Annotated in this window: 17 protein-coding genes; 9 read left to right on the forward strand and 8 right to left on the reverse strand. The window is 63.4% G+C overall.

What is annotated here, in order from left to right; translation table 11 throughout:
• Positions 1-12: 12 nt before the first annotated feature.
• Together greA and K9B37_RS17860 are read left to right on the forward strand one after the other, a co-directional pair.
• Complete coding sequence (greA, locus tag K9B37_RS17855; RefSeq protein ID WP_224314945.1) at positions 13-486, forward strand: transcription elongation factor GreA; 474 nt, start codon at positions 13-15, stop codon at positions 484-486.
• 25 nt (positions 487-511) lie between these two features.
• On the forward strand, positions 512-1,054 hold the full coding sequence (locus tag K9B37_RS17860; RefSeq protein WP_224314888.1) for a hypothetical protein: 543 nt from the start codon (positions 512-514) through the stop codon (positions 1,052-1,054).
• Between the two features lie 3 nt (positions 1,055-1,057).
• Here the strand turns inward: K9B37_RS17860 and K9B37_RS17865 are convergent, their stop codons facing one another.
• Positions 1,058-1,543 (reverse strand): Lrp/AsnC family transcriptional regulator, encoded by a 486-nt coding sequence (locus K9B37_RS17865; protein ID WP_224314889.1) that lies wholly within the window; start codon positions 1,541-1,543, stop codon positions 1,058-1,060.
• Positions 1,544-1,658: 115 nt separating this feature from the next.
• Here K9B37_RS17865 and K9B37_RS17870 point away from each other — a divergent pair, with 115 nt between their 5' ends.
• The 3 genes from K9B37_RS17870 (at position 1,659) to K9B37_RS17880 (ending at position 4,631) form a co-directional block, all read left to right on the forward strand.
• Positions 1,659-2,669 (forward strand): mitochondrial fission ELM1 family protein, encoded by a 1,011-nt coding sequence (locus tag K9B37_RS17870; RefSeq protein WP_224314890.1) that lies wholly within the window; start codon positions 1,659-1,661, stop codon positions 2,667-2,669.
• Positions 2,669-3,631 (forward strand): thioredoxin-disulfide reductase, encoded by a 963-nt coding sequence (trxB, locus tag K9B37_RS17875; protein ID WP_224314891.1) that lies wholly within the window; start codon positions 2,669-2,671, stop codon positions 3,629-3,631. The genes K9B37_RS17870 and trxB overlap by 1 nt, the downstream gene beginning before the upstream one ends.
• Before the next feature lie 109 nt (positions 3,632-3,740).
• The gene (locus tag K9B37_RS17880; protein ID WP_224314892.1) at positions 3,741-4,631 is read left to right on the forward strand and encodes a LysR family transcriptional regulator; all 891 of its coding nucleotides are present in this window, start codon (positions 3,741-3,743) and stop codon (positions 4,629-4,631) included.
• 405 nt (positions 4,632-5,036) lie between these two features.
• On the opposite strand, the gene K9B37_RS17885 is transcribed toward K9B37_RS17880, so the two are convergent.
• From K9B37_RS17885 to K9B37_RS17905, 5 genes are all read right to left on the reverse strand, one after another.
• Positions 5,037-6,761 (reverse strand): AMP-binding protein, encoded by a 1,725-nt coding sequence (locus K9B37_RS17885; protein ID WP_224314893.1) that lies wholly within the window; start codon positions 6,759-6,761, stop codon positions 5,037-5,039.
• A 203-nt stretch (positions 6,762-6,964) separates the two neighbouring features.
• Positions 6,965-9,004 carry an elongation factor G gene (locus K9B37_RS17890; protein ID WP_224314894.1) on the reverse strand — a complete coding sequence of 680 codons (2,040 nt, stop codon included), beginning with the start codon at positions 9,002-9,004 and terminating at the stop codon, positions 6,965-6,967.
• A gap of 179 nt (positions 9,005-9,183) precedes the next feature.
• Complete coding sequence (locus K9B37_RS17895) at positions 9,184-9,657, reverse strand: DUF992 domain-containing protein (RefSeq protein ID WP_224314895.1); 474 nt, start codon at positions 9,655-9,657, stop codon at positions 9,184-9,186.
• 90 nt (positions 9,658-9,747) lie between these two features.
• Positions 9,748-10,053: a hypothetical protein gene (locus K9B37_RS17900; RefSeq protein WP_224314896.1), complete on the reverse strand. Its 306-nt coding sequence runs from the start codon at positions 10,051-10,053 to the stop codon at positions 9,748-9,750.
• Positions 10,050-11,252 carry a pyridoxal phosphate-dependent aminotransferase gene (locus K9B37_RS17905; RefSeq protein WP_224314897.1) on the reverse strand — a complete coding sequence of 401 codons (1,203 nt, stop codon included), beginning with the start codon at positions 11,250-11,252 and terminating at the stop codon, positions 10,050-10,052. The genes K9B37_RS17900 and K9B37_RS17905 overlap by 4 nt, the downstream gene beginning before the upstream one ends.
• Positions 11,253-11,375: 123 nt before the next feature.
• On the opposite strand from K9B37_RS17905, the gene K9B37_RS17910 reads away from it, so the two are divergent.
• From K9B37_RS17910 to K9B37_RS17925, 4 genes are all read left to right on the forward strand, one after another.
• A complete protein-coding gene (locus K9B37_RS17910) occupies positions 11,376-12,365 on the forward strand; it encodes a Bug family tripartite tricarboxylate transporter substrate binding protein (RefSeq protein ID WP_224314898.1) in 990 nt (329 codons plus the stop codon).
• A 129-nt stretch (positions 12,366-12,494) separates the two neighbouring features.
• On the forward strand, positions 12,495-12,908 hold the full coding sequence (locus tag K9B37_RS17915) for a VOC family protein (protein ID WP_224314899.1): 414 nt from the start codon (positions 12,495-12,497) through the stop codon (positions 12,906-12,908).
• Positions 12,909-13,039: 131 nt separating this feature from the next.
• Positions 13,040-13,231 carry a hypothetical protein gene (locus K9B37_RS17920; protein ID WP_224314900.1) on the forward strand — a complete coding sequence of 64 codons (192 nt, stop codon included), beginning with the start codon at positions 13,040-13,042 and terminating at the stop codon, positions 13,229-13,231.
• Between the two features lie 80 nt (positions 13,232-13,311).
• Positions 13,312-14,451: a PQQ-dependent sugar dehydrogenase gene (locus K9B37_RS17925; protein WP_224314901.1), complete on the forward strand. Its 1,140-nt coding sequence runs from the start codon at positions 13,312-13,314 to the stop codon at positions 14,449-14,451.
• A gap of 12 nt (positions 14,452-14,463) precedes the next feature.
• Here the strand turns inward: K9B37_RS17925 and K9B37_RS17930 are convergent, their stop codons facing one another.
• Entirely contained in the window at positions 14,464-14,805 is a 342-nt protein-coding gene (locus tag K9B37_RS17930; protein ID WP_224314902.1) for a DMT family protein, read from the reverse strand.
• Between the two features lie 133 nt (positions 14,806-14,938).
• Positions 14,939-15,736: a C13 family peptidase gene (locus K9B37_RS17935; protein ID WP_224314903.1), complete on the reverse strand. Its 798-nt coding sequence runs from the start codon at positions 15,734-15,736 to the stop codon at positions 14,939-14,941.
• Positions 15,737-15,753 lie beyond the last annotated feature (17 nt).

Raw genomic sequence — 15,753 nt, forward strand, 5'->3', positions numbered from 1 at the left:
ACGAGACGAATGATGGACAAGGTCCCTCTGACGATCAAGGGTTTTGCGGCGCTCGAGGACGAGCTCAAGCACCGGCAGCAGGTCGAACGCCCGCGGATCATCCAGGCGATTTCGGAAGCTCGCGCGCTCGGCGACCTGTCGGAGAACGCGGAATATCACGCGGCCAAGGAAGCCCAGTCCCTCAACGAGGGCCGGATTCTGGAACTCGAGAGCCTGATTTCCCGTGCGGAAGTGATCGATATTGCCAAGCTCTCCGGCGATCGGATCAAGTTCGGCGCGACGGTGAAGCTGTTCGACGAGGACACCGAAGAGGAAAAGACCTACCAGATCGTCGGCGACCCTGAGGCCGACGTGCGCTCGGGCCGGGTCTCGGTCTCCTCTCCCATTGCGCGCGCCCTGATGGGCAAGACGGTCGGTGATACGGTCGAGGTGACGACCCCTGGCGGTGGTAAGTCCTACGAGGTCGTGGGCGTCCGCTTCGGCTGATCTATATCTCTGGGAGGGGCATGAAGTGGATGACATTGCCATGCTCCCCCTTTGCCGCCGATCCCTTCTGAAGAGCCTGACGATCGCGCTCCTATGCGGCGCGATCCCGGGAGCCGCGCGTGCGCAGCTCTTCGCCCCCGCTCAGCCCTTTCCGCAGTATTTCTCGTCCTTTGCAGTCGATGTGAGCGTCCTGAAAGCAAAGGGCCTCGGCCCCTTCGCGGATCTCCTGGCAGCCTCGGCGCTCAGCCAGCTGCGCGTGTCCTTCGGCGACCGGATCGACCCTCGCGGCCCCCGACTGGTCGTGCGACTGACGTCCCTGTACCAGAGCCCCTTCACCAACGGTGGCGGCAATCGGCATCGCGGCGGTGGTGGCGGCAGCGACGGCGGAAGTGACTCTCTCGAAGGTGAGGCTCTTGCTGTCGGGCCGCGGGGCGAAATCCTGGCCCGCCATCCGCAGATGGCGGTGCTCGACGTCGACAGAGGCCCGACGGACCCGGATGAGCCCGGCCGCGCCGTCGCGATCGCCAGCCACTATGTCCTGTGGCTGCGGCGTCAACTCATCGTTTAAGTGTCAGCCGTTCGCCTCGACTTCGTCCTCGATCGGCACCAGCGGCTCGTCCTTGATCAGATCGAGAGTGAGCGCCGTACGCACGTTTCGGACATTCGTGAGGCCGGTGAGCTCCGAGACGAGGCCCTGGAAGGCGGCGAGATTGGGCGCCACGCACTTCATAATGAAATCGATGTCCCCGGACAGCGTCCAGCACTCCCGGACCATGGTCCAGTCCTTGATCCGCTGTTCGAACTCCTGGAGTTCCTTCTTGCCCTGAACGTCGAGCTGAACCATGGCGAAGCAAACGATCTCGAAGCCGAGCGCCTTCGGATCGAGCATCGCCCGATAGGCCTTGATGATCCCAGCCGCTTCCAGCGCACGCACGCGGCGCAGGCATGGGGGAGCCGACAGGCCGACACGCCGCGCCAGCTCCACGTTCGTGATGCTGCCGTCAGCTTGCAGTTCCTTCAGGATGGCCCAGTCTATGGAATCGAGGCGTCCGCGCACATTACCTCCGGGAAAGGCTCGTCTCGGCTGAGTAGACGTTGTAGAGGGTCTGCACAAGAAGGGCAGGCGATTAAGTCGCAACGAACTTCATGAACTCCACAGGCACAGTGATCGAATGTTGCGTGATGCCGGCCTCATCTCCTGGGTTCTGACCGACGGCAAGGCCGGCGATGAACTACAGGCCCTGAGCGTGGCGGAGGCCCTCGGCCTCATGCCGGAGATTCGCCGCATCCGGCCGCAAGCGCCCTTCAGCTGGCTCATGCCCTGGGGGCCGATTGACCCGCGGGAGCGCCCAGCTGCCCATAACAGCCCTCTCCTGCCGCCCTTTCCGGACCTGCTGATCGGCTCCGGCCGCCGCGCCGTTCCCTATCTGCGGTTCGTGAAACATGCTTCCGGCGGGCGGACCTATACGGTGTTCCTGAAGGATCCCCGGACCGGCCCGAAAGCCGCCGATTTCATCTGGGCCCCATCCTACGACCGGATTCGGGGGCCGAATGTGCTCAATACGCTGACGCCGCCGCATCGCGTATCGGCGGCGCGCCTCGCATCGGCCCGAGCCCACCCCGACGCGCGCCTGATCACCCTGCCCCACCCCCGGGTAGGCGTCCTGGTCGGTGGCAACAGCCGCCATCATCGCTTCGGACCTGAGGATATCACTGCCTTCACGGCGCACCTGGAGCGCTTGGCCGCCAGCGGCGCGGGATTGATGATCTCCGCGTCGCGGCGAACGCCTCCCGCCCTACACGACGCCGTGGCCGATCTCGCCGACCGGCATAACGCCTTCCTATGGGACGGCACCGGAGAAAACCCTTTCGTGGCACTGCTTGCCCTGTCCGAAGCCGTGGTCGTCACGGCCGATTCCTTCAACATGGTCGGAGAAGCGGCGGCCACGGGGGTGCCGATCCTGGTCTTCGAGCCCAGCGGCGGGCATCCCAAGTTGCGTATGTTCCTGGATCAGCTTAAGGCCAAGGGAATTGTGCATGCCTTCGAAGGCCGCCTTGAAGGCACGCCTTACGAACCGCTAGATTCAACATCTTTGATCGCGCGGGCTATCGCCGAAGGCCTGGCCCGCCACCGCCGCGCTCTCGGCCTGCCCGACGCCGCCTTCGCACTGGAGAACTCCTGATGGCCCAATCCCACGCCAAGCTCATCATCATCGGCTCCGGGCCGGCGGGCTATACGGCGGCGATCTATGCGGCACGCGCGCTCCTGGAGCCAGTCCTGATTTCGGGCTTCCAGCCCGGCGGCCAGCTCATGATCACCACGGATGTGGAAAACTATCCCGGCTTCGCGGATGTGATCCAGGGTCCCTGGCTCATGGAGCAAATGCGCCTGCAGGCGGAGCATGTGGGGACGAAGATGGTGTCCGACCACATCGTGAAGGTCGATCTCAACACCCGTCCCTTCCGGATCGAGGGCGATTCTGGCGACGTCTATACCTGCGACTCCCTGGTCATCGCCACGGGTGCCCAGGCGAAATGGCTCGGCCTGCCGACGGAGGCCCAGTTCCAGGGCTTCGGCGTTTCGGCCTGCGCCACCTGTGACGGCTTCTTCTTCCGTGGCAAGGAGGTCGTGGTGGTCGGCGGCGGCAACACGGCCGTCGAGGAAGCACTCTACCTTGCGCATCTCGCCAAGAAGGTGACGGTGGTGCACCGGAGGGATTCCTTCCGTGCCGAGCGCATCCTTCAGGACCGGCTGTTCAAGCACCCCAATATCGAAGTCGTCTGGAATTCCGCCGTCGAGGAGATCTGCGGCACGCAGGCGCCGCTCTCGGTAACGCATGTGAAGCTCAAGAACCTCGTGTCCGGCCAGGTCACGGAGCACAGGACGGACGGCGTCTTCATCGCCATCGGCCACAAGCCGTCGACGGAGCTCTTCGCGGGCCAGCTCGATATGAAGCCGGGCGGATACCTGCTGACCAAGCCGGACTCGACGGCGACCAACATTCCAGGCGTATTCGCGGCCGGCGACGTGACCGATGACGTGTTCCGCCAGGCGGTCACGGCCGCGGGAATGGGCTGCATGGCGGCCCTGGAAACCGAGCGCTATCTCGCAGCCCTGGAGGTGACTCAGCAGGCTGCTGAATGATTTCATAACAAGATTTGGTGAGTCTTCGGCCCGAATTCCTATTGCGTCGCGCCGAAGCTGGTAAGAGATAAGAAACCCGGCATTGTAAGCCGGGTGCCAGGGGAACGCTGTGGACTGGGACAAGATCCGGATTTTTTATACGGTTGCAGAAGCGGGAAGCTTCACGCGGGCCGGTGACGATCTGGGTCTGAGCCAGTCAGCAGTCAGCCGTCAGATCAGTGCTCTGGAACGGGAGCTGAAAGCCCCCCTCTTCCACCGCCATGCTCGCGGCCTGATCCTGACCGAGCAGGGCGATCTGCTCTTCCGGGCCGCCCGTGACATGCGCATGCGGCTGGAAACCACGAAGGCCCGCCTCGTGGAGACGAGCGAGCGGCCCTCGGGCGTGCTCAAGGTGACCACCACCGTCGGCCTCGGGTCGATCTGGCTGGCCCAGCGGGTCGCCGAATTCCTCGATCTCTATCCGGATGTCCGGGTCGAGTTGATCCTCAACAACGAGGAGCTGGATCTGGCCATGCGCGAGGCGGACGTCGCCATTCGTCTCCGTCGGCCGGCCCAGCCCGATCTGATTCAGCGCCGCCTGTTCACGATTCACTTCCACGTCTATGCCTCCAACGATTACCTCAAGCGCTTCGGGGAACCGAAGACCCTGGAGGATCTGGACAAGCACCGGATCGTGTCGTTCGGCGGCCAGGAGCCCTCCTATCTCATGTCGGTGCACTGGCTTTCGACAGCCGGTCGCGAGGGGAAGGAGCCGCGGCAGTATCACTACGTGGTCAACAACATTACAGCGCTCCGCTACGCCGTCGAGACCGGTGCCGGCATCGCCGTGCTGCCTGACTACGTGGTCGTCGGCAATCCGCACCTGACGCAGATCCTGCGCGATGTGGAGATGCCTTCCCTCGACAGCTATCTCGTCTACGCTGAAGAGATGCGCTCCGTCGCGCGTGTGCAGGCCTTCCGGGACTTTCTCATCAGCAAGGCCCAGCGCTGGACGTACTAGAGCGCATTTCCTGCTTCGAAATATTCCCTCATTCCCGCTCCCGTTTCATCGGATTGTCGAAAATGAGACGCGGGCACGTACTTGCGCCATCTGCTTTTAAGCATTGATAAGACTGCCGAATCCGAGCTGGATATCCAGCCAAGCTGAATAGCTCGTGCCGAATTTGACAGCTTAACGACACAAGCCATGCGCATAGTGCAGCCCTTTTATGAGGCATGCTGCATTGCAAAAGGGCGCAATGCAGCCGATATGAGCAGTGGCTGATTTCAACGCGGCATCGCTTTCTTCCTCCCAGCGCTGCCGTGTCGGCCGTTCCCTCTGGAAGGTTTTGACTTTTGTCGGACCTCACTTTAGCCGGGCTTCGTGCCCGGCTTTTTTTTGCTTGAGGCAGATATTCGTCGCAGTTCAGCTCCGCTGCGCGACGTCATCCTTGAGGAGGCGGCGCAGTACCTTGCCGACATTCGACTTTGGCAGCGTCTCGCGAAACTCGATTTTTCTCGGCACCTTATAGGCCGTGAGATTCTCGCGCGCGAAATGGCGCAGCGCTTCAGCCGTCAAGGATGGGTCCTTGCGCACCACATAGGCCGCTACGACCTCGCCGGAATGCTCGTCGGGCAGGCCGATGACAGCGGCCTCTAGAACTCCCGGATGCTGGGTCAGAACGTCCTCAACTTCGTTCGGATAGACGTTGAAACCCGAGACCAGGATCATGTCCTTCATGCGATCGACGATCTTTATCTGACCGTCGGTCTGCAGCACCGCAACATCGCCCGTGCGGAAGAAGCCATCCGAGGTCATGACCTTGGCCGTCTCGTCGGGACGCATCCAATAGCCGGCCATCACTTGCGGACCCTTGACACACAACTCGCCCCGTTCGCCGAGGGGAACGGCCGTGCCGTCGCTGGAGCGGATGGAGATCTGCGTCGAAGGAATGGGATAGCCGATGGTCCCGGTGAACTCCTCGATATCGAGCCTGTTGGCGCAGACGACCGGTGAGGTCTCGGACAGGCCGTAGCCTTCGACGATCGGCTGGCCCGTCACTTCCTTCCACTTCTTGGCAACCGCCGCCTGTGTCGCCATTCCGCCCGACACGGCGAAGACGAGTTGCGAGAAATCCACCTGCTCGATCCCAGGCGCGTGCGCGAGAGCGTTGTAGAGGGTATTGACCCCCGACATGAGCGTGATGCGCCGCGACTTCAGCGTCTTCACGAAGCCCGCGATGTCGCGCGGATTGGCGATGAGTAGCTGACAGCCGCCGATGCGCGTCATCAGGAGGCCGCAGACGGTCAATCCGAAAATGTGATAGAGCGGCAATGCGGCGACCATCACATGGTCCTCGCGTTCCCCGAAGAACGGACGCATCCAGGCTTCACATTGCAGGACGTTTGCCGCGACGTTGCTGTGAAGCAGAACCGCGCCCTTCGCCACACCGGTCGTCCCGCCTGTATATTGCAGGAACGCGACGTCGTCGGGTGCGATTGCCACCGGATCAGGCCGCCGCGCTGCGCCCTGTGCCAGGACGGACTTGAAGGTCACCGCCTTCGGAAGATTAAACGGCTTCACCGCCTTCTTCACATGGCGCGACACGAAATTGACGATCATGCCTTTAAGTCCAAGGAGATCGCCGGGCGTCACAAGCACGACACGGTCGAACTGAACCTCATGCAAGGCCTCCTGCACAGTCGCACCGAAATTCTCGAGCACGAACAGGAAGCGTGCACCCGCATCCTTGGCCTGATGGGCGAATTCACGGGTGGTATAGAGCGGATTGACATTGACCACGGTGCCGCCGGCCATGAGGATGCCGAACAGGATCGCCGGATATGCCATGACGTTCGGCAGCATGATCGCGACACGCTCGCCCTTCTTCAGCCCCTGGCCTTGAAGCCACGACGCGACGGCCTCCGCCGCACGGGACAGCTCCGCGTAGGTGATCCGCTTGCCGAAGCTGTCAGCCGCATACCGATGACCGTACTGGGTAACCCCTTCCCGGAACATATCGACCAGCGTCCCGACCTTGGCCTCATCGATCGTCGCCGGAACTTTCGGCGGATAGAACTTCAGCCAGGGCTTGTCTGCTGCGGGGTCGGCGGTCCTCGCAACGGCGGATGCCGGTATCGTGGCGTTCATTCTTGTTTCCTCCGCGTCGTATGCGGTTGTTTTTAGGGAGATGGTGTTCCCATTGCCAGCCAACTTGGCGTGACCGCCAGGTTTTGTCGATGGGCAGCAGCCTTGCCGCAGCGTCTCGTCCACGACTCGAAGGGATGCACAAAAAGAGGCGGCCGGTGTTACCGGTCGCCTCCGAAAAGCCTGTGCGCTAACGACAGACCGGATCAATGCGCCTTCTGCATGACCAGTTCGGCCGGGCGCCCGCTCAGTTCCGCCATATGGTCGAAGCGGGTCGAGAAGGTGCCGACGCCGGACGTTGCAGAACGCAGCTCGATGATGAGATCGCCGACCTCGGCCTCCGGAATAGTCGCGCTGATCACGTCCCATCCAGGCCACCCAGGACGGGCATCATAGCCAAGGATCTGACCGCGGCGGGCGGTAACGAGGCCGGTGGCCCTGGACAGGGCTTCCGTCGGAATCGTGACTTCGACCGACAGCACCGGTTCGAGGAGAACCGGTTTCGCCTTCGGCAGGGCCTCGGCGAGGGCGAGCTTGGCGGCGGCCTGGAAGGCCGCATCCGAGGAATCGACGGTATGATAGGAACCGTCGGTCAAGGTCACCGCGAGGTCGACCACCGGAAATCCGAGCGGGCCGCAGCGCACCGCGTCCCGCGCTCCGGTCTCCACCGAGGGGATATACTGGCGCGGAACTACGCCGCCCGTGATCTTGTCCTGGAACGCGAAGCCTTCCCCCCGCGGGAGCGGATGGATCTCGATCATCACATCGCCGAACTGGCCATGACCACCGGTCTGCTTGCGGTGGCGGCCACGCGCCGAGGCGGGAGCGCGGATCGTCTCGCAATAGGAGATGCGGGGCTTCGACGTCTCCACGCCAACCTGGAAGCGCGAGGCGAGTTTCTCGACCGCGACGCGCAGGTGCATCTCACCCTGGCCGAGAAGCCTGATCTCGCCAATCTCCGGCCTGTTATCGATGACGAGGGAGGGATCCTCCTCGGCGATCTTTGCCAGCGCTCCCGTGAGACGGACATCGTCCTTGCGGTCCTTTACCCGGATCGCGACGACATAGACGGGCTCCGGCGGCGCCACGGAGAGGATCGCCTCGGGCCGTGTCTTGCCCGTGCTGAAGCAATCGGTCGTCGCAAGATCCTCCAGCCGTCCGAAGCCCAGGGCCTCGCCGGCCACGGCCACGTCCTTGCGGGTCATCGTGGTACCGACCAGGGATAGGAGCGAACCGATCCGGGCCTCACCGCCACGGGAACCGATCACCGTGTCGCCCTCGTGGAACTCCCCGCGCAGCACGCGGGAGACGGACATCTTGCCGCCCTGCCCGAGGTGGACGGTCTTCATGATCTGGGCCAGAGGCGCGCCCTCCTCCGCGACACCGAGGCGGGCTCGGGTTTCCTCAAGGCCTGGGGCCTCGTGGCGCAGGGCCTTGAGGAGGCGCGTGACCCCATTCCCACGATCAGCCGAGCCGATGAAGGCGGGAACCACATGCTGGTCCTTCAGTTCCCGCGCCAGGTCGTCGAACACGCGATCCCGCGGCGGCTCGATCTCGGAAATCAGATCTCCCATCAACGCATCGTCGTAGTCGGCCAAGCGCTCCAGCATGGCGAAGCGCGCCTCGCGCTCACGCAGGGCCTCGCCGTCCGGCATGTCGACGATCTCGCTCGGCGCATGCTCGCGATAAATGAAGGCCCGCTCAAGGGCGAGGTCGATGAATCCGACCGCGATCCCGTCTTTCCAAATCGGGATTTGGCGCAGCAGGAGCGGCGTGCGCGAGGCACGCTGCAACAGCGCCAACGTCTCACGGACTCGCCGGCTCGCCGTATCGATCTTGTTGATGAACAGGAAGCGCGGAATATCCGCCTCCTCTAGTTCGCGCAGAATGATTTGAAGCGCTGGAATCTTGCGCTCGTCAGCCTCACAGACCACGATTGCGGCGTCGCAGACCGGAGCCACGTTCCGCATCTCGTGCAGGAACTCGGTGGAGCCGGGGCAGTCTATGAAGGTCATGGTATCGCCGAGGAAGGAGACCGTCGCCACGTTGGGCTCGATGCTCATCGCATGCGCGCGCGCCTCCGGGCTCGCATCGCCGACGCTGTCTCCATTGGTGACACGGCCCGACCGTCCGATCGTGCCCGTGCGCTCCAGGATCGCCTCGAGAAGAGTGGTCTTGCCGCTTTGGAACGGGCCAACGATGGCGATGCATCGCGGGCCCTTCGCTTCCCTGCCGTTGGGTGCCATGACAGTTTCCTTCCCTGCCCCCCATCAGCGCGCTCTTGCCGGCCGCGTTGAGTCCGATGCTCTGCCTCTCGGTCGGCCTTGGCAAGGGCTTTTGTCGGTGTTCGCCGGCGTCACCTGGAAACCTAACGGCAAACGGCCGGGCTAAGCCCGGCCGCGGGAAGGGTGCTTTCAGCTCGAAACTACCGCGACGGACGCAGTTCCAGCTCACCGACGCCGAGGGCGAGATTCAGGCCTGTCTGGCCACTGACGGAAACGGGCTGGAGCGCGATGCTCTGGTTCGATCCCCCGACCAGGACATTGGCGCCGAGGCCTGCGCCGACGGTTGCTTCCGCTGTAGCCCCTACATAGTTGCCGGCGAGTGATCCTCGAACGGGACGTCCCGCGGAAAAGACGGCCCATGTGATGACGCCGCGCTGGGTCGCGCCGATGTCGAGCCCGAACCGGCGTATGACTCCCACATAGTGCTCCGGCGCTCCGCGACGGGGCCGGAAGGTGCATGCGGTGGCTTTTTGCGAGCCGACAATCAGGCCGATTCCGCCGGCGACGCTGCAGGTCAGGACACCGGCGCGAACGCGGTTCTGGGCCTGCGCCTCTGTGGTGCCGATCGAAGCGAGCAGCGCCATGGCTGCGACGGTTGTGACGGCGCGAAGCATCGTGATCTCCTTGAAGCTTGGCTTTGGCCTGCGATCAACGGCTTCACGAGGAACATAGTTCCAAGAGCGGCAGAGATTCTTGGCGAAGTCTCAAGCGCCGCGCGGCAGCGCTGCAGGTGCCGCGTCCTGATGCGCGCCCCGGCGCACCACCTGCATGCTGAAGATCGTCACCGGACCCGCGCGCAGAAGATTCAGGGCCGAGACGATCATCTCGGCCAGACGCTCGGGCGTGACGGTGTCGCCCACGATGTCGAGGAGAAAGTCCTTCGCCTCGATGTGCCCGCCATTGGTGAAGTCGACGCGAAAGTCCGACTTCACCCGATATGGCGAGTTTTGGTCGAGGCGATAGGCAGGAGCCTCGGGATCCGGTTGGAACGTCCGAGGCAGACTGGTCACCGCAGCGAACCGCAGAACCGCTGGATGCGGTTGCAGGCATCCTCCAGCGCCGCGTTCGACGTGGCGTAGGAGATGCGGAAGTTCGGGCCGAGGCCGAAGGCCGAGCCGTGGACCGCCGCGACGCCTTCCGTATCGAGGAGTTCGGAAACGAAATCCTCGTCCGTCTTCAGCACCTTGCCCGAGGGCGCGGTCTTGCCGATGGCCTCGGCGCAGGACGGATAGACATAGAAAGCCCCTTCCGGCATCGGACACTTCAGGTACTTCGACTGGTTGAGCATGGAGACCACCAGATCGCGGCGCTCCTCGAAGGCCTTCTTGAAGCGCGGCAGGTGATCCTGCGGACCATCGAGCGCTTCGACGGCCGCCCACTGCGAAATCGTGGCCGCACCCGAGGTCTGCTGGCCCTGGACGAAGTCCATGGCCTTGATGAGGTGCTCAGGGCCGGCCGCGTAGCCAATGCGCCAGCCGGTCATGGCATAGGCCTTCGACACGCCGTTCATGGTCAGCGTGCGATCGTAGAGATTGGGCTCGACCTGGGCCGGCGTCACGAATTCGAAGTCGCCGTAGGTCAGGTGCTCGTACATGTCGTCGGTGAGGACCCAGACATGCGGATGGCGCATCAGGACATCGGTGATCGCCTTCATCTCGGCGCGTGAATAGGCCGCGCCGGTCGGGTTCGAAGGCGAGTTGAGGATGATCCACTTGGTCCGAGGCGTGATCGCCCGCTCCAGGGGACCCGGCTGGAGCTTGAAGCTGTGCTCCATGGTCGTGTCGACGAAGACAGGCTTGCCGCCGCACAGGCCGACCATCTCCGGATAGGAGACCCAGTACGGGGTCGGAATGATCACCTCGTCGCCGGGATTGAGGGTCGCGAGAAGCGCGTTGTAGATCACCTGCTTGCCGCCGGTGGACACGATGGTCTGCGAGGGCTTGTAGTCGAGGCCGTTCTCGCGCTTGAACTTGCGGGCAATGGCTTCGCGCAGAGGCACGATGCCGGAGACCGGCGGATACTTGGTCTCGCCCCGGCGAATCGCCGCAATGGCCGCTTCCTTGATATTCTCCGGCGTGTCGAAATCGGGCTCGCCCACCGACAGGCTGATCACGTCCCGGCCCTGGGCTTTGAGATCCCGCGCTTTCTGCGTGATCACGATCGTCGCAGACGGCTTGATGCGGGAAAGGGCGTCAGACAAAAAGCCCATGGGAATTCTCCAATCGGGACGTTAGAAGGGGAGCGTTGACGGCCGCGGACCCTAGTCCGCATGGGCCGCCCAATCAAGCAAAACAGCCCGCCTGCCTTGGGTTTTTGAGGAGACTTCCCCCTGATGACCACGTCCTTGACCCGCCGCCTTGCGCTCGGCCTCTTTGCCGGCGCAGCGCTTCTTGCCACGTCGGCCACGGCTCAAGAGTTCCCGACCCGCATCATCAAGATGGTGGTGCCCTACCCGGCCGGCGGGCCGACTGACGTGATCGCCCGCATCGTGGCGGAGGAGATGGGCAAGGATCTCGGCCAGAACGTGATCGTCGAGAACCTGGCGGGCGCCTCCGGCGCGGTCGGCACCCGTTCCGTCGCCAAGGCCGAGCCCGACGGCTACACCATCGTATTCGGCAACAACCAGACCCATGGGAACAACATGTTCCTGCTGAAGGAGCCGGGCTACGACGCGATCAAGGATTTCGCCCCGCTCGCCGGCGCCGGCGCCTTCGAGCACGTCTTCGTGGTCAGCAACGACCTGCCGGTGAAGACGATCCCGGAGCTGATCGCTCTGGCCAAGAAGGATCCCGGCAAGCTGAATTACGGATCCACGGGTGTCGGCTCCGGCTCGCACCTGGCGACCGAGCTCTTCATGACGCGTACCGGCATCAAGATGACCCACGTGCCGTTCCGCGGCGCGGCTCCCCTGGTGACCGAGCTGATGGCCGGGCGCATCGACGTGTCGAACTCAACGCTGCCGAGCGTTTTGGCCCAGTTCCAGGCCGGTCAGATGCGGGCCATCGGCCTTGCCAGCCCGCAGCGCAATCCGCAGGCACCGGACGTGCCGACGCTGCGCGAGCAGGGCATCACCGATGCGGACGCGGAATCCTGGGCCGCCTTCTTCGCTCCGGTGAAGACGCCGCAGCCCGTTCTCGACAAGCTGTCGAAGACCATCATCGCGATCCTCAAAAAGCCCGACGTGAAGGAGCGCATCACCAAGCTCGGCTTCACGCTGAACGTGCGCGATCCAGAAGCGTTCAAGCCGTACCTCGCCAAGGAAATCCAGACCTGGGCAGACGTGATCAAGGCGGCGAACATCAAGACGGTCGAAGGAAACTGATCGCTCGGTCGCATACCCCATCGTCGACTCTCATGGCCGGGCATGTCCTGGCCATTTTCTTTGCGCAGCCGCCCTCCCGATCAAGCTTTGCTGCGCTACGTTCCGCTCCGGTCACGATGGAAACGAGACATGCATCATCACCTGGGCCGACTGATCGATCACATCCATCTGCGCGTCGCAGATCTCGAAGCCAGCCGGATGTTTTACCGCGCAGTGCTTCAGGCGATGGGGCGGAGCTTCACCTCCGAAAGTCCACGCCATTTCGCCTGCGACGAGCTTTGGGTAGACCGTGCCGATGGCCCTGTCTCCCGCGTTCATCTGGCCTTTCAGGCCCGTGACTTGGACACCGTGCGGGCCTTCCATGCCGCAGCCCTGGCGCATGGCGGCCGTGAAAATGGCGGGCCGGGCGAACGCTCCTACCATCCTGGTTATTACGCCGCTTTCGCGTTTGATCCAGACGGCAACAACATCGAGGCGGTGTTTCATGGACCGGCCAAGCGCTCGGCCGACTCCGTGCTTGTGGAACCTACTGGCGAGGCCTGAAAGGTTAACGAATAGTTAATTCCAGTACTTATCTCGAATTCCGAAAGCACCATTTTGGTTAACGGCCGGAACTTTCTCGATTCACACATGTTTTTCCCCGCAACAACTGTTCATTACATGGGGAAACCGTCATGCACTCGACCCGCCGGACCCATACCTACCATGTCGCCTCCCGCGCCCCGCGCCTCGACGCACGACAGCAGAGCCGTCTCTCGCTCGCGCTCGTCATGCTGATGGGGCTCGCGACGATTTCCGTAATGGCGACGACAACTAATGCCCTGTCCGATCACGGCCCGATCATCTCATCGACACAGCCACAATAACGCGGCCGTGATGGCCACGCTGGTTGACGGCGCGTCAGAAACGGCTAGCTCTCCGGCCTGTTCGGACGACGGAGAGCCTCATGTCCCCCCGCCTTCTTCCAGCCCTCGCTTTTGCGATCCTCCTCAATGCTTCTCCGTCCCTCGCGCAGGACACGCAGCGCGTTCGCACCGATAAGGTCGAAGTGATCGTCGAGACGGTCGCGCGGAACCTTGACCATCCCTGGGGCCTGACGTTTCTTTCGGACGGCCGCATGCTCGTGACCGAGCGGCCCGGCCGCCTGCGGATCGTCTCGGGAGAGGGCAAACTTTCTGAGCCGATCAAAGGTATGCCGCGCATCGCCACGAAGGGCCAAGGCGGCCTCCTCGATGTGGCCCTCGATCCAGCTTTCCAACAGAACCGCCTCGTTTACCTGAGCTTTGCGGAGGATCGGGGCGACGGACGAGCGGGAACGAGCGTGCTTCGCGGACGTCTCGACGAGGCGGGCACGACGCTCACGGACACGCAGGTCATCTTTCGGCAGGAGCCGTCCCACACGGGTGGAAACCATTTCGGCTCCCGACTCGTCTTCGACCGCAACGGCAATCTCTTCGTGACGGTCGGCGATCGGTTCGACTTGCGGGATCAGGCCCAGAATCCTGCGAATCACTTGGGCAAGGTTATCCATATCCGTCCGAAGGGCGGACCCGCTCCGGACAACCCCTACCTCAACCGCGAGGGCACGCAGCCGGAGATCTGGTCCATCGGCCATCGCAACGTGCAGGGCGCGGCCCTTCATCCCACGACGGGCGAACTCTGGACCGCCGAGCATGGAGCGCGAGGTGGCGACGAGATCAACATCCCCCGCAAGGGCCTGAACTATGGCTGGCCCGTGATCACCTACGGCGTCGACTATTCGGGAGCCAAGATCGGAGAGGGAACGAAGAAGGCCGGCATGGAGCAGCCGATCTATTACTGGGATCCTTCTATCGCCCCTTCCGGCATGGCCTTCTATACCGGCGACAAGTTTCCGGCCTGGCGCGGCAGCGTTCTGGTCGGCGCGCTTGCCGGCAAGCTGGTCTCGCGGCTGGATGTCGACGGCGACAAGGTCACGGGCGAGGAACGTATGCTCCAGCAGATCGGCGAGCGTTTCCGCGACGTCCGCCAGGGTCCCGACGGCTACGTGTATCTTCTGACGGATTCGTCGAACGGACGCATCCTGCGGGTCAGGCCGGCAGATTGACCCTCTCGGCCCCTAGCCGCCCCGGAAGATGAAGGCGGCGCCGGTCGCGATCAGCGCGAAACCGATGAGATGATTCCAGCTTAAGGCCTCTTTCAGGTAGAAAACGGAGAAGCCCGCGAAGACCATGAGGGTAATCACCTCTTGGATGGTCTTCAGCTCTGCGGCCGAATAGACGGCCGAACCGATGCGGTTCGCCGGAACTGCCAACCAATACTCGAAGAAAGCGATACCCCAGCTGGCGATCACCGCCATCCAGAGGGCCGAGGCCTTGTACTTGAGATGCCCGTACCAGGCGAAGGTCATGAAGACGTTCGAGGCGAACAGCATCACGATGGGTGCGACTTTGGGATTCATGAAATCTTGCTTGGGAAAGTGATGGAGCAGTCTGCCCTATTCGCCTGACTGGCTCTGTCAAGGGAAGCGGATCGAAGGGAAGCCTCGGGGGACGCAGCGTCGCAGGATTGCGTGGGCCACGCCCGGTCTCTTCTCAACACGCACGCTGCTGAAGGCTGACGCAACGGGTCCGGAGGCGTTCCAGCACCTCCGACCCACCGGCCATCTGAGGATTGGAGGGGTCGAAGCCCTCCCGTCGCTCCCGTGTCGTAACGAGCTGCCGCGCGCGCTCGAAGGCGGCATTCAGGCGCGGTTCGCTCCGCAGCGCCTTGTTGAAGAACGCGTCTCCGAAATAGGTCCAGGCTGCGCCGTCCTGGCAGCCGAAGGAGGGTCGATCGGCTGCGGCGGCGGTGATGACGAGGGTGCGCGCGTCGGCCAGTTCCTTGGCGAAGATGCCCGAATAGCAGGCGGAGACGATCACCACCCGGTTGCGCGCCTTGGTTTCCTCCAGGAGCCGTCGGATATGATCCGGCGTGACCACGCCTTCGTCCCGGCGGGAAATCAGGCCAATCCCGTCCGGCCCGCCGTGGGAAGTCAGAACCAGCACCAGGACGTCTTCGTCCGGATCGAGTGCCTTTCCGGCTGCCTGCGCCGCGGCGACCAGGGCAGCCGGCGTCGCATCGGAGCGCCGCTTGGTATTGGACAGGACGATCGTGCGGCCTTTGGATGCGAACTGCTGCTCCAGGATACGCGCCGCGCCCTTGGCTTCGCTCTCGAACACGCTCTGTGGCCCCCAAAGGCCGAAGGAGAGGATATAGACGTCTGTCCGGCCGGGCTGATGGGCGGCGAGCCTGAAGGCCTCTGCACGAGGGGCCCGTTGGCTGAAAGCCGAGCCGGAAAGGCCGAGCGAAAGCGTTACGCTAAGAAAAACGAGGGCAAAGAACCGGCGCATGATGGTCTCCGGAAGAG

This window comes from Microvirga puerhi, assembly GCF_020089865.1.
GTDB lineage: Bacteria > Pseudomonadota > Alphaproteobacteria > Rhizobiales > Beijerinckiaceae > Microvirga > Microvirga puerhi.